This is a genomic window from Saccharopolyspora sp. NPDC003752, from assembly GCF_053605825.1.
In genome coordinates this window covers 37,105-55,653 of the sequence record NZ_JBSGJZ010000017.1, presented here as the reverse complement: position 1 = coordinate 55,653, position 18,549 = coordinate 37,105, and the positions used below count along the sequence as shown (strand labels likewise).

The 18,549-nt window shown below is 70.8% G+C and carries 16 protein-coding genes; 5 read left to right on the top strand and 11 right to left on the bottom strand.

From position 1 onward, the window contains the following. Positions 1–5: 5 nt before the first annotated feature. Complete coding sequence (locus tag ACWEV3_RS22635; RefSeq protein WP_452615928.1) at positions 6–1,058, bottom strand: acyl-CoA dehydrogenase family protein; 1,053 nt, start codon at positions 1,056–1,058, stop codon at positions 6–8. A gap of 202 nt (positions 1,059–1,260) precedes the next feature. Here ACWEV3_RS22635 and ACWEV3_RS22630 point away from each other — a divergent pair, with 202 nt between their 5' ends. Next, positions 1,261–1,944, top strand: coding sequence for a class I SAM-dependent methyltransferase (locus ACWEV3_RS22630; protein WP_452615811.1), 684 nt, complete (start codon positions 1,261–1,263; stop codon positions 1,942–1,944). Positions 1,945–2,330: 386 nt separating this feature from the next. Here the strand turns inward: ACWEV3_RS22630 and ACWEV3_RS22625 are convergent, their stop codons facing one another. From ACWEV3_RS22625 to ACWEV3_RS22615, 3 genes are read right to left on the bottom strand one after another with little or no spacing between them, the layout of a single operon-like run. Continuing rightward, a complete protein-coding gene (locus ACWEV3_RS22625) occupies positions 2,331–3,380 on the bottom strand; it encodes a prenyltransferase (protein WP_452615810.1) in 1,050 nt (349 codons plus the stop codon). A gap of 10 nt (positions 3,381–3,390) precedes the next feature. Next, positions 3,391–4,113, bottom strand: a complete 723-nt coding sequence (locus tag ACWEV3_RS22620; protein WP_452615809.1) for a methyltransferase domain-containing protein — start codon at positions 4,111–4,113, stop codon at positions 3,391–3,393. A gap of 2 nt (positions 4,114–4,115) precedes the next feature. Beyond that, positions 4,116–5,369: a glycosyltransferase family 4 protein gene (locus tag ACWEV3_RS22615; RefSeq protein ID WP_452615808.1), complete on the bottom strand. Its 1,254-nt coding sequence runs from the start codon at positions 5,367–5,369 to the stop codon at positions 4,116–4,118. Between the two features lie 161 nt (positions 5,370–5,530). Between ACWEV3_RS22615 and kstR the strand changes: the two genes are divergently transcribed. Then, complete coding sequence (kstR, locus tag ACWEV3_RS22610; RefSeq protein WP_132490427.1) at positions 5,531–6,139, top strand: cholesterol catabolism transcriptional regulator KstR; 609 nt, start codon at positions 5,531–5,533, stop codon at positions 6,137–6,139. A 43-nt stretch (positions 6,140–6,182) separates the two neighbouring features. On the opposite strand, the gene ACWEV3_RS22605 is transcribed toward kstR, so the two are convergent. From ACWEV3_RS22605 to ACWEV3_RS22580, 6 genes are all read right to left on the bottom strand, one after another. Next, positions 6,183–7,223, bottom strand: a complete 1,041-nt coding sequence (locus ACWEV3_RS22605; RefSeq protein ID WP_452615807.1) for an MBL fold metallo-hydrolase — start codon at positions 7,221–7,223, stop codon at positions 6,183–6,185. Between the two features lie 304 nt (positions 7,224–7,527). Beyond that, complete coding sequence (locus ACWEV3_RS22600; RefSeq protein ID WP_452615806.1) at positions 7,528–8,160, bottom strand: TetR/AcrR family transcriptional regulator; 633 nt, start codon at positions 8,158–8,160, stop codon at positions 7,528–7,530. A gap of 194 nt (positions 8,161–8,354) precedes the next feature. Next, positions 8,355–8,783 (bottom strand): MaoC family dehydratase, encoded by a 429-nt coding sequence (locus ACWEV3_RS22595; RefSeq protein ID WP_452615805.1) that lies wholly within the window; start codon positions 8,781–8,783, stop codon positions 8,355–8,357. A gap of 3 nt (positions 8,784–8,786) precedes the next feature. Continuing rightward, positions 8,787–9,248, bottom strand: coding sequence for a MaoC family dehydratase N-terminal domain-containing protein (locus ACWEV3_RS22590; protein ID WP_452615804.1), 462 nt, complete (start codon positions 9,246–9,248; stop codon positions 8,787–8,789). A gap of 45 nt (positions 9,249–9,293) precedes the next feature. Then, a complete protein-coding gene (locus ACWEV3_RS22585) occupies positions 9,294–10,457 on the bottom strand; it encodes an acetyl-CoA C-acetyltransferase (protein WP_452615803.1) in 1,164 nt (387 codons plus the stop codon). Positions 10,458–10,597: 140 nt separating this feature from the next. Beyond that, positions 10,598–11,437 (bottom strand): SAM-dependent methyltransferase, encoded by an 840-nt coding sequence (locus ACWEV3_RS22580; protein WP_452615802.1) that lies wholly within the window; start codon positions 11,435–11,437, stop codon positions 10,598–10,600. Between the two features lie 200 nt (positions 11,438–11,637). On the opposite strand from ACWEV3_RS22580, the gene ACWEV3_RS22575 reads away from it, so the two are divergent. The 3 genes from ACWEV3_RS22575 (at position 11,638) to ACWEV3_RS22565 (ending at position 13,179) form a co-directional block, all read left to right on the top strand. Beyond that, complete coding sequence (locus ACWEV3_RS22575) at positions 11,638–12,528, top strand: helix-turn-helix domain-containing protein (protein WP_452615801.1); 891 nt, start codon at positions 11,638–11,640, stop codon at positions 12,526–12,528. Between the two features lie 110 nt (positions 12,529–12,638). Then, complete coding sequence (locus ACWEV3_RS22570) at positions 12,639–12,872, top strand: DUF397 domain-containing protein (protein WP_452615800.1); 234 nt, start codon at positions 12,639–12,641, stop codon at positions 12,870–12,872. Further along, on the top strand, positions 12,856–13,179 hold the full coding sequence (locus tag ACWEV3_RS22565; RefSeq protein ID WP_452615799.1) for a hypothetical protein: 324 nt from the start codon (positions 12,856–12,858) through the stop codon (positions 13,177–13,179). The genes ACWEV3_RS22570 and ACWEV3_RS22565 overlap by 17 nt, the downstream gene beginning before the upstream one ends. Before the next feature lie 66 nt (positions 13,180–13,245). Here the strand turns inward: ACWEV3_RS22565 and ACWEV3_RS22560 are convergent, their stop codons facing one another. Further along, the gene (locus ACWEV3_RS22560) at positions 13,246–18,264 is read right to left on the bottom strand and encodes a tetratricopeptide repeat protein (RefSeq protein WP_452615798.1); all 5,019 of its coding nucleotides are present in this window, start codon (positions 18,262–18,264) and stop codon (positions 13,246–13,248) included. Positions 18,265–18,549 lie beyond the last annotated feature (285 nt).

Here is an 18,549-nt window from a genome sequence, read left to right as displayed (position 1 = left end):
CCTCCTCAGGCTCGTGCCGCGAGCACGTCCAGGCGGTGCTGCGCGCCGCCTGCCAGCCGGGCGAGGTCGGTGATCAGCGACGAATAGCGGTGCAGCGGGTAGGTGATGTCCAGGCCGAGGCCGCCGTGCAGGTGGTGGCAGGTCTGCAGCACGGGCGGGGCCTCCTCGGCGAGCCACCACGCGGCGACCGCCAGGTCCTCGGCCGCGTCGAGCCCGGCGGCCAGCCGCCAGGACGCGGACTGCGCGGCCAGATGCAGGGTTCGGGCGGCGATGTAGACGTCGGCGATCTGCTGGGCGACGGCTTGGAAAGCGGCCAGCGGCTTGCCGAACTGGTGCCTGGTGCGCAGGTGTTCCGCGGTGTGACCGAGCGCGCCGGCCACCGCGCCGTCACCCACGGCGCAGATCCCCGCGAGCGCGCATGCGTGCAGGTCGGCGAGCACCGCGCGGTCCGGCGCGCCGCCGAGGAACTCGCCGGGCGCGTCGTCGAGGCGGACGGACCATTCGATGCCGGACGACGATCGCACCTGGTGCAGCGTCACGCCTCGCGCCGCCGGATCGACGAGGACGACGCCGGGACCGTCGGGCGTGCTCGCGGAGACCAGGATCCGGTGCGCGAGGTCGGCGTGAAGAACACCGGTCTTCGTACCGGAAACCCGGCCGTCCACCGCCTCGGTGCGCGGCTCGTCCGGCAGCGGCGACGACGGCTCGTTCAGCGCGGCGGTGAGGATCCTGCCGTCCAGCAGCTCGTCCTGCTGGACGGGCGTGCCGTGGCGCGCGACCGGCAGGACGCCGAAAGCCAGCGTGCTCAGGGCGGGGACATCGGCCGCCGAGCGCCCGATCTCGGCGAGGACGATCGCCGTCTCCAGCACGCCGAGTCCCGCCCCGCCCAGCCGCTCCGGCACCGCCAGGGACCTCAGTCCCGCGTCGCCCAGCGCCTTCCAGATCGCTTCGTCGTAACGGGTTCCATCGCCTGGTGCGCCGCGACCGGATTCGCGTCGCAGCACCTCGGCGGCCAGATCTTGCACGGATTGCTGCGTTTCCCCGAAGGCGAACTCCATCCGACCCGCCTCATCCATCGCCCGATACTGAAACTTGTTCTAGTAGTACCGGCAGCCGAGCCGCAATGCAAGCGGTCAGATGCCCCGACAACGTTGACGACCGCACCCCAGGCTCGGCGAAAGACAACAGGTTCTACCGGAACTGACCAGTTCAGGAGGTAGGATTCCGGCGGCACCGAACCGGACCAGACGGAGGACGCACGTGACGCAGGGATCGGCCACCGACCGCGAGCAGCACCCCCCGATCCCGACGGATCTGCGCGAGCTCGCCGAGCGGGCCACCGGATTCATGCCGCCGGAGGAGGGCCAGGCGCTCTACGAGACGGCGCTGGAACACCTCGGCACCGGCGTGGCGGCCGAAATCGGCACCTACTGCGGCAAGTCCGCCATCTACCTCGGCGCCGCGGCCCGCCGCACCGGAGGCCGGGTCGTCACGATCGACCACCACCGCGGCTCCGAAGAGCACCAGCCGGGCTGGGAGTACCACGACCCGAACCTGGTCGACCCGGTCGTCGGCAAGCTGGACACGCTGGGCGAATTCCGCCGGACGATCGCCGCGGCCGGCCTGGAGGACGAGGTCACGGCCATCGTCGGCCGCTCCGGAGCGGTCGCGGAGTTCTGGCGGACGCCGCTGTCGCTGCTGTTCATCGACGGCGGCCACACGGACGCGGCAGCGAGCACGGACTACGAGGGCTGGGCGCACTGGCTGTCGCCGGGCGGAGCCCTGGTCATCCACGACGTCTTCCCGAACCCGGAAGACGGCGGCCAAGCGCCCTACCGGATCTACTGCCGAGCCCTGGAAACGGGAGCGTTCAGCGAAACCCGAGTCGTCGGCTCCCTCCGAGTCCTCCAACGCACAAAGGGCGAACCCGGCACCCGCCCCTGAACCGAGCCCCCGAAACCAACCGGACCCCCACCCAGACATCACCGACCCCGACCCCAGGCATCACCGACCCCAAACGCCTTCAGTTCCAAGGCATCTCCGGCTCCCCAGGCATCACCGGCTCCGAGACGTCTCCGGCTCCCCAGGCATCACCGGTTCCGAGGCATCTCCGGTTCCGAGGCGTCTCCGGTCCCGAGGCATCCCCGGTCCCGAGGCCCGCAGTTTCAATTGAAACCTGAGGTCCAGTTTCAATTGAAACTGGACTCCTTCGGCGTGTCGGACCACGACACGCCGAAGGCTGTGGACAACTTCCGCAATTTCAATGGAAATCAGAGGTCTGATTTCCATTGAAATTGCGGCACACGTGGTCGGCGGGGGCGCGCGGTGGATCAGGTGCCCGAGACGTTTTCGAGTTCGCAGCAGGGGACGTTCTCCAGCGGCAGGCCCGCCGGGAGCTTCTCGCCCCGGAAGATGCCGTTGCCCGGCGTCGCGCGGGACAGCGCGTCCGCCGCCAGGACCACCGCTGCTCCGGTCCAGGTCGAGCGCTCCTCCGGCCAGCGCTTGCCGTCCGCGTAGACCAGGCCCGTCCAGTACGAGCCGTCCGGGTCGCGCAGGTGCTGCATCGCCGCGAGCAGGTCGCGGGCCCGGTCGTGCTCGTCCAGCGCATCCAGGCTCAGCACCAGTTCGCAGGTCTCCGCGCCGGTGACCCACGGGTGGTCGTCGACGCAGCGCACCCCGAGCCCGTCCACGACGAAGTCCGACCAGCGCGCGAACAGCCGCTGCCGCCCGGCCTCGCCGCGCAACGCCCCGCCTAGGATCGGGTAGTACCAGTCCATCGAGTACCGGTGCTTCGGCGTGAACGCCTCCGGGTGGTGGCGCAGCGCGTGCCCGAGCCGGCCCAGCGCCACCTCCCAGCCCGGCTGCGGCTGGTCCAGGTACTCGGCCAGCGCGAGGGCGCAGCGCAGGCTGTGGTGGATGCTGGAGCACCCCGACAGCAGCGCCTCGCCGGTCGGGATGCCCGACTCCCCCACGGCCCAGTCGATCTCGCCCCGCTCCCGCTGCGCGGTGAGCACGAAGTCGATCGCGGCCCGCACCACCGGCCACATCCGCTCCGCGAACCCGTCGTCGCCGCTGATCAGCAGGTGGTGCCAGACGCCGACGGCCGGATACGCGCAGAAGTTGGTGTCCGATCCGGCGTCCTCGATCCGCCCGTCGCGGACCTGCAACGGCCAGGAGCCGTCCGGGCGCTGGGTCGCGCGCAGCCACTCGTAGGCGCTCTCGGCCTCGGCGAGCAGCCCGGTCGCGGCCATCGCCATCGCCGACTCGACGTGGTCCCACGGGTCCACGTGCCCGCCCGGGAACCACGGCACCGCGCCGGACGCCAGCTGCGTCGCGGCGATGGCCTTGCCGGTCTGGGCGGCCGCCTCGGCGGACAGCACGCCCGGAACCTCAGGCCCCGGCACGGGCCGGTCCCGGCTTGCCCAGGTAGACGGCGATGCTCTTGCCCATCACCGGGTCCAGCAGGCGCTCGGCGGTGCGGGTGATCCAGGGCCCCTTCATCAGGTCCCACACCAGCATCCGGTGGTAGAGCTTGGGCAGCGGGTGGTCGTCGTTGTCGGTGCCGACCGCGCACTTCAGCCACCAGTACGGCGAATGCAGCGCGTGCGCGTAGTGGTGGAACGCCGGGCGCAGGCCCGCGTCGCGGAGCTTGCCGATCAGCTCGTCGGCGGAGTAGATCCGCACGTGGCCGCCCTCGACCTGGTGGTACTCGTCCGACAGCGCCCAGCAGATCTTCTCCGGCCACGCACGCGGGACCGTCACGACCACCCGGCCGCCGGGCTTGACGACGCGCACCAGCTCGCGCATCGCCTTCTCGTCCTCGGGGACGTGCTCCATGATCTCCGAGGCGATCACGCAGTCGAAGTGCTCGTCCGGGAAGGGCAATGCGAGCGCGTCACCGGAGACGGTCTGCGCGGCGGCGCCGTCGGGCACCTGGTTCTCGGCCTTCATCGCGGCGAACATCGCCGCCACGTTCTCCAGCTCCTCGACGTCCTGGTCGAACGCGATCACGTCCGCCCCGCGCCGGTAGAGCTCGAAGGCGTGCCGCCCCGCGCCGCAGCCCAGGTCCAGCACCCGCTGGCCCGGCCGCACGCCGAGCTTGTCGAAGTCCACCGTCAGCAAGTTGCTCCCTCCCCGGCGCGCGCCCTCCGCGCGATCGCCTCGGCGTAGCAGTCGACCGTCGCCGCTGCCACCGATTTCCAGCTGTACTTCGCCAAAACCCGATCCCGGCCGGCCGCGCCGAGCCGCTGCCGCCGATCGGCCGAGTCGAGCAGCCCGGCCAGCGCCGTCGCCAGCGCCTCGGCGTCGCCGGGCGGGACGAGGTCGGCGCACTCGCCGTCCGGCCCGGCCACCTCCGGGATCGCCCCGGCGCGACTGGCCACCAGCGGCGTCGCGCAGGCCATCGCCTCGACCGTCGGCAGCGAGAACCCCTCGTAGAGCGACGGCACGCAGGCCACCTCGGCGGAGCCGAGCAGCTCCGCGAGCTCGGCGTCGCTGATGCCGCTGACGGTGCGCACCACGTCACCGATGGCCAGCTCCTCGATGCGCTGCTCGGTCGGTCCGCCGGGCGTCGGCTTCGCGACCAGCACCAGCTCCACGGCGCGTTCGGTGCGCAGCTTCGCGACCGCCTCCAGCAGCGTGCCGATGCCCTTCATCGGGGTGTCCGCGCTGGCCATCGCCACGATGCGGCCGGGCACCCGGGGCGCGGTCGGCGGCTTGAACACCTCGGCGTCCACGCCCAGCGGAACCACCTGCAGCTGCTTCGCGGCCACGCCGAAGTCGCGCCGGATGTCGGCGGCCGAGGACTCCGAAACGGTCAGCAGCTGCGGGATCCGGCGGGCCACCCGCGCCTGCATGCGGGTGAACCCGTACCAGCGGCGCACGCCGACCCGCCGCCAGCCGGTGGTCCCGGCCAGGTCGACCCGGCGGTCGTGCGTGATCGGGTGGTGCACGGTCGCGACCAGCGGAATCCCGGCTCGCTGCAAGGCGAGCAGGCCGTAGCCGAGGCACTGGTTGTCGTGGATCACGTCGAACTCGTGGCGCCGGGCGCGCAGCAGCTTCGCCGCCCGCAGGCTGAAGGTCAGCGGTTCGGGGAAGCCGGCGCTCCACATGGTGCCGACCTCCAGCAGGTCGACGGCGTCACGCAGTTCCCGCCAGTGCGGGGTGCGGAACGGGTCCGCGTCGTCGTAGAGGTCGAGGCTGTCCACCGCGGTCAGATCCACCCCGGGATCCAGCTCCGGGTACGGCTTGCCGGAGAACACCTCGACGTGATGGCCCAGTTCCGCCAGCCCTCGGCTGAGGTGCCGGACGTAGACGCCTTGCCCGCCGCAGTGCGGCTTGCTCCGGTAGGACAGCAACGCGATCCGCACGACTCACCTCACACAGCCAGCGCCCGGCGGGCTGGGTAGACTGGAACATGTTTCGATCGAACCACGTCGATCACCTTAACCCGTCAGGGTGGTGCGGCGACGAGCCGCGTGGTGACCACCACGCGTTTCGACCAACGAGTCTTCGAGGGGACCGACGCTGCATGGCAAGCACCTCGCGGAATGTGCTGCAGGCGCTCCGGGACGACGAGACCGGTTCCACTGCTCAGCACGAACGCCGCAAGCGAATCATCGACGCCACCATCGCGCTGGCCACCAAGGGTGGCTACGACGCGGTCCAGATGCGCACCGTCGCGGAGAAGGCCGACGTGGCGCTGGGGACGCTGTACCGGTACTTCCCGTCCAAGATCCACCTGCTGGTGACCGGCCTGGCCAGGGAGTTCGAGCGGGCCCAGGACAAGATGGACCGCACGAAGATCCCCGGCGAAACGCCTTACGAGCGGGTCATGTTCGTGCTCAACCGCACCACCAAGACGCTGCAGCGCAACCCGCAGCTGACCGAGGCGATGACCCGCGCGTTCATGTTCGCCGACACCTCGGCGGCGGCCGAGGTCGACACCGTCGCGGCGCTGGTCGAGCGGTTCTTCACCAACGCCATGACCGTCGACGATCCCACCGACGAGGAGAAGGCGATCGCGCGGGTGATCGGCGACGTGTGGCTGTCCAACCTGGTCGCCTGGGTGACCCGCCGCGCATCCGCGTCCGACGTCTCCAACCGACTGGAGCTCACCGTCCGCCTGCTGCTGGCGTGAGCCTTCCGGGGTCCGCCCCGGAAGACCCGCGCCGGCGGTCCCGTCAGGCCTGGCCGGGCACCGCGTACTCGACGATGCCGTCCGTCGCGGACGAGGTCAGGATTCCGCGGGTGACAAGGACATCCAGGTGCGCGTTGGTCTCGCCGACGGCCAGCACCTGGTTGAACAGGTCGAGATCGAGCAGCTTGCGGTTGCGGCGGGTCCAGCCCAGCTTCAGCGCGGCCTCGTACGCGGTGCCCGCCCCGTCGCGGATCGCCTCGGCCGTCTGGTCCAGCCGTTCCTCGTGGTGCTGCAGCAGTTCCGCGGCCCGGGTGTGCGAGCTCCCGCCCGTCGGGCCGTGCGCCGGCAGCAGCCGCATGTCCGGGTAGGACTGCATCAGGCGCAGCGAGTCCAGGTACTCGCCCAGCGGGAGGTCGGCGCGCGCCGGCTCGACGCCGATGGACGGCGTGATGTGCGGCAGGATGTGGTCGCCGGAGAACATCAGCGACGACTCGGAATCCAGGAACACCACGTGGCCCCGGGTGTGCCCCGGCGTCGGCACGGCGAGCAGGGTCCGGGACTGCAGGGGGATCTCGACCTTGCCCTCCAGCCACTCGTCCGGGAGTTCGTAGCTGCTGCGGGACTTCGGCGCCTTGCCGCCGTACGCCTCGGCGAGCTTGACGAGCAGCTCGTCCGCGCCCCAGCGCCGCAGCCGCTCGGCCTCGGCTTCCTGCCGGTTGGCCAGCAGCGCCTCCACGGAGGGCTGTTCGCCCGCACCGAGGCTGATCCGGGAACCGAAGTTGCGTCGCAGCGCGACGGCGAGCGTGTAGTGGTCGCGGTGGGCGTGGGTGACCAGGAAGCGCTGCACGTCTTCGAAGCCGTAGCCGAGCTCGCCGAGCGCGGATTCGAGCTGGTCGCGGGCTTCGTCCAGCGCCCAGCCCGAGTCGATGAGCACCAGCCCGTCGCCGTCTTCGATGGCGTAGACGTTGACCGCGCGCAGCCCGTCGTTGGGCAGCGGCAGCGGAATCCGGTGCACGCCCGGCGCCACCTCGAACACCCCCGAGTTGATCCAGGCGTGCCGTGCTTCTGCCGCACCGTCGTTCACCGTTGACCTCCAGCCATCCGCAGCACACTGCTCCCGCGAGGATAACCCGGGCCTCTGCGGCGCGGAGAAGCTTCCCCGTTCCTCGAAACCTGGGCGAAACAGTTCGGCCGTTCAGGGTTCGTGAGCGTTTTGGAGCGCTACAGCACTCCAAAACGCTCACGAGCCATCACGCGCGAGGCCGCAGCGAACCGAAGTGTCCATTGGGGACGAAACTCAAGGGACGAAGTCCGGCAACCCGCGTCGAGCACAATCCAATTTAGACATTCATGATCTCGGTGGCACGACGACGAATGCGACCGCGTCATCACTCCCGCGACACGATGCCGCCGCAGAGGATCTTGATGTACTGGTCCGCGATGGCGTCCGCGGTGAGCGTTCCGCTCGGGTCGTACCAATGCACCGCTGTCCACACCATGTCGCGGATGAAGCGGTAGGTCACCTTGGGGTCGAGGTCCTCGCGGAACACCCCGGCGCTCCGGCCGTCCTGCAACACGCGGGTCCAGACCCGCTCGAAGTCCTCGGCCGCCTGTTGCAGGTAGCCGAACCGCTCGAACCCGCCGAGGTACTTCGACTCGTTCTGGAAGATCGCGATCGCCGCCCGGTACTGCCGCATCGCGCCGAAGGACCGCCGGATGAGCTCGGTGATCGCGGCGCGCGGGTCGCTCGCCTCCCGCAGCACCTGCTCGTTGGTCTCGCGCTGGGCGTCGAGGAACTCGCGCAGGATCTCGTCGACCATCGACTCCTTGGAGTCGAAGTGGTGGTAAAGGCTGCCGGAGAGGATCCCGGCGGCGTCGGCGATGTCCCGCACGGTGGTGGCGAGGAAACCGCGGGTGGCGAACAGCTCGCCGGCGATGGCCAGCAGTTCAACCCGCCGCCCGGAGCCGCCGGAATCCCGCGCCGCGCGGCCACGGGCGGACAAGCGCTTGGTCGAAGCCACGACGCCATCTTCGCAGAACACTCCCGACCGCACCGCCGGAGGTGACCGATTTCGCGAGAAATCGACGGTCACCCGGAAAGCACCGCCAGGCACTGCAGCGACTCACCGGCCGCCGGAGCGCGACCATGCCCTGACCGGATGAGCGGAGGTGCCTGTTCTCGTTGCCTGACAACAGGAACAGGCACCGTGCCGGGTCAGGTGAGCTGGACGACGGCCCTGGCCTTGGCCAGGACGTCGACTCCCCCGGCGGTGGCCGCGAGCTCGATCACGGCCTGCTTGTCGCCGAGCTTCTCCGCCACCCGGCCCGCGACCACGACCTCGACCCCTTCGTCGTCGTCCGGGACCACGACCGGCTTCGCGAAGCGGACGCCGTACTCCAGCACCGCGCCCGGGTCTCCCACCCAGTCCGTGACCAGCCGTGCCGCCTCCGCCATGGTGAGCATGCCGTGCGCGATCACGTCCGGCAGCCCCGCCTGCTTGGCGATCCGCTCGTTCCAGTGGATCACGTTGAAGTCACCGGAAGCCCCGCAGTACTTCACCAGCGTCAGCCGGTGGATCGGATAGCGCTCGGGACCGATCTCGGTGCCGACCTCGACGTCGTCGTAGCGCACGCTCGCCGGCATGCCTCACTCCCCTCCGGCCGCGGTGCCCCGCGACACGATGACGTTCACCGCGGTGCACACCAGCTCGCCGGCGCCATCGCGGATGTCGGTCTCGATGCGCACCAGCTCGTTGCGCCCGGCGTCGCGGATCTCCGCGATCCGGCCCGTCGCGGTGAGCACGTCACCGGCCCGGATCGGGCGCCGGTAGCGGAACTCCTGCTCACCGTGCACGACCATCCGGTAGTCGAGGCCGAACTCGGGGCGCCGGATCGGGTTGTCCGACGACGCGGCGCCGGCCGCGACGATGCCGAAGGTCGGCGGCGCGATCACGTCGGGATGCCCGAGCGCGCGAGCGGCGTCCGGGCTGCGGTAGGCCGGGTTGGCATCGCCGATGGCGTCGGCGAACTCGCGGATCTTGCCGCGCGTCACCTCGTACGGTTCGCCGGAACCGAAGGTATGCCCGACGAATTCCCGGTTGATGGCCATGAAACTCCTCCCACACCGCCGAAATCCGTGCGCTCGCGGTGCCCGTCAGCCGAGGCGCTCGATGATCGTCACGTTCGCCGTGCCCCCGCCTTCGCACATCGTCTGCAGTCCGTAGCGGCCGCCCGTGCGTTCCAGTTCCGCCAGCATCGTCGTCATCAGCTTGGTCCCGGTCGCGCCGAGGGGATGGCCCAGGGCGATCGCGCCGCCGTTGGGGTTGACCCGAGCCGGGTCGATGTCGATCTCCTTCAGCCAGGCCAGCACCACGCTCGCGAAGGCCTCGTTGATCTCCACCACGTCGATGTCCGAGGCGCTCAGCCCGGCCTTCGCCAGCGCGTGCCGGGTCGCCGGGATCGGCGCCGACAGCATGAAGACCGGATCGTCGCCGCGCACGCTCATGTGGTGGATGCGCGCCCGCGGCGTCAGGCCGTGGTCGGCGACGGCCTGCTCGGAGGCGATCAGCAGCGCCGAGGACCCGTCGGAGATCTGGCTGGCCAGCCCGGCGGTGATGCGGCCGCCCTCGCGCAGCGCCTTGAGCCCTTCGAGCTTCTCCTTGCTGGTGTCGCGGCGCGGACCTTCGTCGCGCTCGACACCCGCTATCGGCGCGAGTTCCTCGTCGAACCGGCCCGCGTCGATCGCGTCGATCGCCCGCCGGTGGCTGGTCAGCGCGAACTCCTCCATGTCCGAACGGGAGATGTCCCACTTCTCGGCTATCAGCTCGGCACCGCGGAACTGCGTCACCTCGACATCGCCGTAGCGGTCCTGCCAGCCCGCGGAACCGGAGTTCGGGCCGTAGGCGACGGGGAATCCGAGCTCCGCACCGCCCAGCAGCGCGCTGCCGATCGGGATGGCGCTCATGTTCTGCACGCCGCCGGCGATCACCAGCTCGGCCGTGCCGCTGAGCACCGCCTGGGCGGCGAAGTGCACCGCCTGCTGGGAAGAACCGCACTGGCGGTCGATCGTCACACCCGGGACGTGCTCCGGGAACCCGGCCGCCAGCCACCCGGTGCGGCCGATGTTGCCCGCCTGCGCGCCGACCGCGTCGACGCATCCCCACACCACGTCGTCGACCGCCGACGGGTCGATCCCGGTGCGGGCCACCAGGTTTCGGAGCATGTGCGCGGATAGGTCGGCCGGGTGGATGCCGCTGAGCCCACCGCCGCGCCGGCCCACCGGGGTCCGCGCCGCGTCGATGATGTACGCCTCCGCCATGACCGTCCCTCCGTCGCAGGCACCGGTCGGCTGATCCGGGCGAGGCGCCGGCCGGGCAGGCTCGATCCGCTGGACACCAGCGGCAGCCGGAGTCTAGCCTAACAAGCAAGTGTTTGGTAGATACGAAGAACGTTGCGGCGTCAGGGTTTGCGGGCCACCGCTCCTGCGATGCAGTGCTGGACGGGGTAGAGCGGGTTGAGGCGGGGGCCGGTCGGCCACCAGTCCGCGCACTTCACCAGGCCCGGGTCGATGAACTCCAGGCCCGGGAACATCGCCTCGATCTCGGCGCGGGTGCGGAACACCCCGGTGCCCATCGGGCTGTGCAGGAACGCCTGCTCCATCCGCCGGGCCAGCTCGTTGTACTCCTCGGTCTCCGGGTCGAGGAAGTGGCTGATGGCCACGTAGGACCCCGATGGCAGCGCTTCGACGTACTCCCGCATGATGTCGGCCGGTGGTCGCTCGCCGTCGTAGTGGTGCAGCGTGCCCAGCTGGAACAGCGCGACCGGTTCCGAGAGGTCCAGGTGCCGGTTGACGATCTCGTCCTGCAGGATGCGCGCCGGTTCGAAGATGTCGGCGGGACTGAAGTGCGTCTGCGAGTTCTCCTCCAGCAACGCGCGACCGTGGGCGAGGACCACGGGGTCGTTGTCCACGTAGACCACCCGCGACTCCGGCTTGATCCGCTGCACCACCTGGTGGGTGTTCTCCGCGGTGGGCAGGCCCGATCCGCAGTCGAGGTACTGCGTGATCCCCGTTTCCGCGGCGATGAACCGGCTGACCCGGATCAGGAACTGGCGGTTGTCCCAGGCCAGCTGCGCGGCCTCCGGCGTGACCTCCCGGACGCGCCGGAAGACCTCGCGGTCCACCTCGTAGTTGTCCTTCCCGCCGAGGAAAGCGTCGTAGACGCGGGCGATGCTGGCCTTGCTCGTGTCGATGTGGACCGGGGTCGCTTCCCCGTCGGACGCGGTGAGGTCGGCTGCCATGGTTCCTCGCTTACGGGTGATGTCAGGTGCCTCGGGGTTGCACAGAGTACGAGCTTCGTTTCGGGGAGTAAACGTCCGGCGTGCTAAGAATGTGAGGTCGCGCAAGTCGATCTTGAGCCGAACGAGTGGATCGATCGGTGCGGGTGCATCCACCGCGGCGGTGCGAGAATCGGGCGGAAATTCGACCAGGAGGTGCGGCGATGGCTCGGGAAGCGGGATCCGCCGACGGCGACGCGACCGGACCGGACGGCAGCCCGACGGCCCGGCGCATCATCCTGGGCGCGCAGCTGCGCCGGCTGCGGGAGGCCGCGGAGATCCTGCCCGCCGAGGCCGCCTACGCCATCCGCGGCTCGGAATCCAAGATCAGCCGGATGGAACTGGGCCGGGTCGGGTTCAAGGAACGCGACGTCGCGGACCTGCTCACGATGTACGGCGTGACCGATCCGGCGGAGCGCGAGCACTTCCTCCGGCTGGTCTCCGAATCCAGGCAGCCCGGCTGGTGGAACCGGTACGCGGAGGCCATGCCGCCGTGGTTCCAGGACTACGTCGGGCTCGAAGGGGTCGCCTCCCGGATCCAGACCTACGAGCTGCAGTTCGTGCCGGGCCTGCTGCAGACCGAGGCCTACGCGATGGCGATCGCGAGCTCGGGACACCCGAAGCTGGCCGATGACGAGACCCGGCGCCGGGTCTCGCTGCGCATGAAGCGGCAGCGGCTGCTCGCCCGGCCGGATGCGCCCCGGCTCTGGGCGGTCATCGACGAATCCGTGCTGCACCGGCCGATCGGCGGCGCCGCCGTGCTCCGCGCGCAGATCGACCACCTGCTGGAGATGACCAAGCTGCCGAACATCGCGCTGCAGGTGGTGCCGTTCTCGCTCAGCGGGTACGCGGCGGAGGGCTCGTTCACGATGCTCCGCTTCAACGAGCCCGAACTGCCGGACGTGGTCTACCTGGAGCACCTGGGCGGCGCGCTGTACCTGGACAAGCGGGAGGAGATCGAGTGGTACGGCAGGACACTCGATCGACTGATGGTGGACGCCCGCACTCCGGAGCAAACCCGCCAATTGCTGCGAAAAGCCCGCGAAGCGCTCTGACGCCGAAACAGTTCGAGTACGCACAGTGATCGCGCGTGTGCGCAGAGCTGTGGTACGGTCCGGCGCAATGGCGAATGCAATTGCATGTGCAGTCGGCCGAGGGAGATCTGATGAACGGTCAGTTCGAGGTCCCGGTCTCCGCGTTGGGCGATGTGACCTGGCAGAAGTCGCGCCACAGCGGTAAGTGGGGCAACTGCGTAGAGGTCGCCGCCCTGGACGACGGCACCATCGCGATGCGCCAGTCTCGCCAGGCATACGGCACCGCGCTGATCTACACCCGAGCCGAGCTGGCCGCTTTCGTGCGCGGCGCCAAGGACGGTGAGTTCGATGACCTCGTCAGTTGAAGTTGAGGACCAGGACGCTTCCAGCATCCGCCTGCGCAAGCTCGTGGCGCGGGGCTTCCGGTTGATGCCGCCGGTGCGCGACACCGACGGCGAGCTCATGGCGTTGATCTACGTGCGCCCGCACGGCGACATCGTCGACGTGGTCGAGCTCCGCGGCGAGGACGACGTCCGCGCCGCGCGGGTTTCCCGCGGGGCCGACTTCCGGGACGACCGGGTCGAGGCGAAGTGGCGCACGGCCGGTTCGGCGTGCGACGTGCTCGACCAGGTCCTCGCGCTCCCGGAACGCCTCATCACGGCGCACGCCTGACCTTCGGTTTCCCGCGCTCGTGAGTGCTTTGGTGCGCAAAGGCGGTCCAAAGCACTCACGAGTGCGCTACGCGCCCAGCTCGGTCAGCAGTTTCGTGGCTTGGTCGGCGAAGGACGGATCCTCGGTGCGCACCGCCCGGTTCAGGAGTTCGCGCGCCTGCTGGACTTCGCCGCGCCGGTAGCGGATCTCGCCGACCCGGTAGGCGGCCTCGGCGATGAGTTCCGGGTCTTCGGTGCTCGCCAGGGTGTACTCGTAGTGCCGGACCGCCTCGGCGTGATCTTCGCGCCAGTAGTGCATTTCCGCGAGGTGGGCGGCGGCGAGCGCGGCGCTGGGATGTCCCAGGTCGATCAGCGCCTGGAACCACGGTGCCGCGGCGGCGATGTCGCGGCGGCGCTTGGCGATCACCCCGAGGTTCATCGCCGCCTTCGCGGACAGCTCCGCGTCGTCGGATTCCCACGCCCGGAGGCTCCAGTCGTGGGCCTCCGCGTAGTCCTCGGCTTGGAAGGCCATCGACGCCAGCTCCAGCAGCGCCTCCCCGGCGTAGTGGTCCTCAGGCGCGGACTCGATCAGCCGCAGGTAGGTCTGCCTGGCCTGGTCGAGATCGCCGTCCTGGCGCAGGGATTGCGCCAGCGCGTAGGTGGCCATCGGCGAGAACCGGTCGTCGGCGCTGCCCGCCGCTTCCCGGAACGCCTCGATCGCCCCGGCGGTGTCGCCCTCCTCGCGCCGCTTGAGCCCGAGCATCGCCTTCATCGCCGGAGCCAGGACGCCGTCCTGGCTCCGCATGAGTTCCTCGGCGGCGGCCGGGTCGTCGTCCTTGAGCAGTTCGACCAGCCGGTATTTCGCCATCGCGGCGCGGTTTTCGTCGCCGGTGGCGAGCACCCGCTCGTACGCCTGCCGCGCGCCCGCCGAGTCGCCGCGCAGCTGCAGCGCCTCGCCCAGCGCGAGCACCGCCTCCGGCGCGGGCTCCGGGGCGCCGATCTCCACCGCGCACCGCAGGTAGATCAGCGCGGCGTCGTGGTCCTCGGTCTCCAGGAACTCCACGCCGGTCTCGTGGGCCCACTCCGCGACGTGGGATTCGGGCACCACTTCGGCGAGTCGGCGCAGGGTGTTCGCGGCGCCGAGGTGATCACCCGCGGCTCGCTGCCCGTCGAGCACGACGCGGACGTTGTTCAGCGCGTCCTCCGCCATGTCGTCGTCGGAGGTGTAGGACGCGGTCTTGACGAAAGCGGCTACGGCACCGGTGAAATCGTCCGCTTCGTAGCGGATCAGGCCCAGCCCGAACTCGCCGCGCGCCGCGACGTCGGGCTCGTCGCTGCGGCTGACCCGCTCGAACTGGATTCGCGCCGCGTCCCGGTCTCCTTGCGACAGCAGCAGTTCGCCGAGCCGCCCGCGCACGGCGTCGGAATGCCCGGGCACCCCGAGTTCCGCGGCCTCGCCGAGCCAGCGGATGGCCTCGGTCGGGTCCTCGGCGCGCTCGCCGAGCAGGCCCATCGCGATGACCGCCGTTCTCGGGTCGGTCGAGTGCGCGGCCCGGCGCAGCAGTTCTAACGCCTCGTCGCTCGTCTCGCCGAGCTGCTCGATGCGGTGGTGCAGCACGGCCCCGAACTGCTCGGGGGTTTCGGCGCCTTCCTCGGCCCGGTCCCAGATCTCGCGTGCCTCGGCGACCTCCCCGGCGACGAGGTGCAGGTGGCCGAGCAGCACGCCCGCGTCCACCGCCCAGATGCCGGAGCCCGCGGCGATCGCGTGCCGGCACGCGGACTTCGCGCCTTCCTGGTCGTGCAGCCGGGTCAGCAGCTGGGCCAGCAGCACACCGGCCTTCGCGGTGGCCTCCGGTTCGTCGGCGGAGCTCGCGCGGCGGTACCAGGCCAGCGCCATCGCGTGCTCCCGCTCGCCTTCGGCGAGTTCCCCGAGCGCGATCTGGGCCTTCGGCACCAGCGCGGGATGCCCGTGGTCGGCGACCATCCGGAAGAACTCCCGGGCCGCCGGGTCGTCGTTGTTCGCCAGCGCCCGGCCGAAGTCCAGCCCGAGTTCGGAGCAGGCCTGCAGGTCGTCGCCGAAGGCGCCGGACAGGATCGACGCCGCGGCCGCCGGGTCGCTCCAGGAGGCGCACCAGTAGTCGGCGACGCGAGCCGAGCCGAAGTGCTCGCGGATCGCCGCCCGGGCGCCCTCGACGTCGCCGTCCTGGATCAGCCGGAATCCCCGCTGCTCGGCGGTTTCGACGCCCATCTGCTGGTACACGTACGGCGTGACGTCGGGATCGCCGAACTCCAGAGCCCGCTCGTAGGCGTCCTTCGCGCCCGCTGCGTCGCCGTTGTCCCGGAGCATGTTGCCCAGGTCCAGCGCGGCCTGGGCCTGCACATTGGGCACGCCCGAGGCGATCACGCGCTCGAACGTTTCCCGCGCGCGCTCGGTTTCTCCGCGCCGGGAAAGCAGAACAGCGATGCTGGCGGTGGCGTGAGCGGCTTCGACGCGGGTTCCCACCGACTCCGCGCGACGGAACGCCTCCATCGCGCCGTCGGTGTCGTCCCGCTCGAAGCGGAGTGCGCCCAGCCTCAGAGCGGCGTTCACGGTGTTGGCGGTGTCGCCCGCGGCGACCTCGTCCAGCAGCGCATCGGCGCGGTCGAGCTCTCCCCGGGCCTGCAGCAGATCCGCCAGGCTGCACTTCGCGACCGCGGCTTCGTCGTCGTCCGTGCTCCGGGCCGCGTGCTCCCACGCCTCGACCGCGCCGTCGACGTCGCCGCTCTCGTTGCGCAGTGCGCCGAGGAAGAGCCAGCCCTGCTGGACCCGTTCCGGGTGGCCGGCCTCGACCACCAGCCGCAACGCCCAGTCGGTGAACTCGGCTGCGCCCCGGCCCTGGTAACGGTGCGCCAGGTTCAGGCACAGCTGCGTGGCCGTGTAGTGCGGCTTCTCGTCGTCGGTCAGCGCGAGGAAGCTCGCCCGCGCGGCGTCCAGTTCCTGCCGGATGGCGTGCATGCCGAAGGACGCGACCGGCGCGGCGGCGGAGGTGGAGTCGGCCGCCTTGGTGAACAGCTCCAGCGCCGACTCCAGGTCATCTGCCTCGACCAGTTCCTCGCCGAGCAGGAACGCCGCCCGCGGACCGAACTCGGGGTGGCTGCCGGCCGCGGTGCGGCGGTAGAGGTCCAGCAGCTCGTCGTGCCGGTCCCAGGTTCGGTACATCAGTGCGAGTTTCCCGAACACCTCGCCCAGCACGACGGGGTGCCCGGTGGCCGCCGCGGTCTCGAACGCCGCGATGGCGCCTTCGAGATCTCCCTGGTCCAGCAGCAGATCGCCGAGCTCGGACGCCGCCCACGGCCGCAGCGCGGGATGTCCTTCGCGGACGACCCGGTGCAGCATCCGCAGCCCGTCCTCCAGCCGCTGCTCCCGCACCAGCCAGCGGGCCAGCAGGTGACCGGCCTTCGTCCAGACCAGCCGGTTCGGCGATTCAGCGAGCCCGGTGAGCGTCTCCACCGCTTCCGGCACGTCGATGGTCATCACGTGCTCGGCCTTGATCACCGCCGCCAGGTCGCGGGCCTCCGGCTCCGCGCCGGCGATGAGCGCGTCGATCATGCTGCCGTCGCCGTGCTCGAACTGCCGCAGCGCTTGCAGCACCGGCTGCGCGGCCGGTTCGTCGAGCAGCGCGTGGCGGAACGCGCCGTCCTGCGCCAGCGATCCCTCGTCGGAGGTCGCGGCCCAGCGCAGCGCCCGCCGCGCCCGGTCGGGCTCGCCCGCGGTCGCCTCCACCAGGCCGAGCGAGTTGGCCGCCATCACCGACCAGATGCGCACATCCATCTCGATGACCTGCTGGTACGCGGCTCGCGCGGCGGCGAGGTCGCCCGCCGCGGCCGCCTCGCGGGCGCGCTGAGCGAGTTGCTTGGCGTCGCCGCCTTCCGGGTCTTCCTGCGCGTCGATCACGTCCATCATGGACAGTGCCAGCTCGGCTTGGTGCGCGACGTGCGGGTCGTCGGCGTCGGCGGCCTTCCGGAACGCCTCGGCGGCGGCCGCCTGGTCGCCGTGCTCGTAGAGCAGGACGCCCATGTTGTACGCGGCGAGCGGCGCCTTCTCCGGATGCCCGGAATCGGCCACCTTGCCGAACGTTTCGACGGCTCCGGCGATGTCGCCCTCGTCGCGCTGCAACTCGGCGAGCACGCCGAGCGCCTCGGTCGAGTAGCGCGGGTGGCGGGTGTTGATCACCCGCTGGTAGGTCTCGCGGGCCTGGTCGGCCCGGCCGAGTTCGCGGTGCACCATGCCCAGGTGGATCAGCGCGTGCAGCCGCACGTCGGGGCGCGGGTCGTCGGCGGCCTGCCGGAACGCGTCGGCCGCACCCGGCAGGTCGGCCAGGTCCTCCAGCACGCCGCCGAGCAGCACGTATCCCCAGCCGAGGTGCTCGGGATGGCGGTAGGCGATCATCCGCTCGGCCATCCGGCGCGCCATCGCGGAGTCGTCGACGTGCAGCGCGTACAGCTTCGCCGCGCCCAGCGATCCGTACTTCGGGTGCCCGCTGTCCAGCAGCCGCAGCAGGATCGGCTCGGCGTCGTGGTCCCGGCTCTGGTCCAGCAGCAAGCACGCCTGCTCGTAGGCGACCTGGAGGTACTCGTCGGCGGACCGCTCGCCGGGGCCCGGCAGGTCCAGCTCCTGGGCGAGCTCGACCACGGCGGGATCGTTGCAGGCCAGGGCGCGGTCTCGGGCCTCACGCGCGCCCTCGGTGTCGCCGAGCATGTGCAGCACCTGCGCCAGCAGTGCGTTGGCGCGCCCGGCCGCGTCCGGGTCGGCGCCGTCTGCGGAGAAGTGCAGGACCGCCTGGGCGGCGGTCAGGTCGTCGGCGTCGAAGAGCAGCAGGCCCAGCGAGATCGCGGCCGTCTGGGCGTAGATCGGGTGCCCGGAGTCCAGCGCCCGCTGGTACATCGCGCGGGCACCGGCGGCGTCGTCGCGCTCGTCGAGCAGACCGCCGAGCAAGCACGCCGCGTGCACGGAGCTGTCGAAGTCGCCGTCGTCGAGGACGGTCCGCAATTCGTGCTCGGCGGCGGCTTGATCACCGCTGATCCACAGCTGCCGAGCTCGGGTGACCCGCTGTTCCCAGAGTGACATGCCGTGCCTCCGATCAGGTGATCATCGATCGCGGCGAGGATATCGGTCCGGCGCCCGGGCTTCGGGCGAATCCCCTCCATCCGGGGCACGACGAAGATCACCCATCGCGACCGCAACCCGAGGCCGGGCTCATGCGTCCCACGACGCCGCACTTCCGTCCAAACAGGACTCCGGGTCGCCGGCCGCCCGGGGCGAACGGCCCGATCACCCCGGTAGACGAGACAAACAGGCCGTTCACTCGAGGCCGCGTCGCTGTGCCGGGCGGCGCACGAAGAGGAGCGGGCC

What these genes read in the sequence shown, in the direction of transcription:
- ACWEV3_RS22635 (WP_452615928.1), bottom strand. Translation starts at nt 1,058, where the DNA reads ATGGAGTTCGCCTTCGGGGAAACGCAGCAATCCGTGCAAGATCTGGCC.
- kstR (WP_132490427.1), top strand. Translation starts at nt 5,531, where the DNA reads ATGGCAAGCACCTCGCGGAATGTGCTGCAGGCGCTCCGGGACGACGAG.
- ACWEV3_RS22595 (WP_452615805.1), bottom strand. Translation starts at nt 8,783, where the DNA reads ATGCCGGCGAGCGTGCGCTACGACGACGTCGAGGTCGGCACCGAGATC.
- ACWEV3_RS22590 (WP_452615804.1), bottom strand. Translation starts at nt 9,248, where the DNA reads ATGGCCATCAACCGGGAATTCGTCGGGCATACCTTCGGTTCCGGCGAA.
- ACWEV3_RS22585 (WP_452615803.1), bottom strand. Translation starts at nt 10,457, where the DNA reads ATGGCGGAGGCGTACATCATCGACGCGGCGCGGACCCCGGTGGGCCGG.
- ACWEV3_RS22580 (WP_452615802.1), bottom strand. Translation starts at nt 11,437, where the DNA reads ATGGCAGCCGACCTCACCGCGTCCGACGGGGAAGCGACCCCGGTCCAC.
- ACWEV3_RS22575 (WP_452615801.1), top strand. Translation starts at nt 11,638, where the DNA reads ATGGCTCGGGAAGCGGGATCCGCCGACGGCGACGCGACCGGACCGGAC.
- ACWEV3_RS22570 (WP_452615800.1), top strand. Translation starts at nt 12,639, where the DNA reads ATGAACGGTCAGTTCGAGGTCCCGGTCTCCGCGTTGGGCGATGTGACC.
- ACWEV3_RS22565 (WP_452615799.1), top strand. Translation starts at nt 12,856, where the DNA reads ATGACCTCGTCAGTTGAAGTTGAGGACCAGGACGCTTCCAGCATCCGC.
- ACWEV3_RS22560 (WP_452615798.1), bottom strand. Translation starts at nt 18,264, where the DNA reads ATGTCACTCTGGGAACAGCGGGTCACCCGAGCTCGGCAGCTGTGGATC.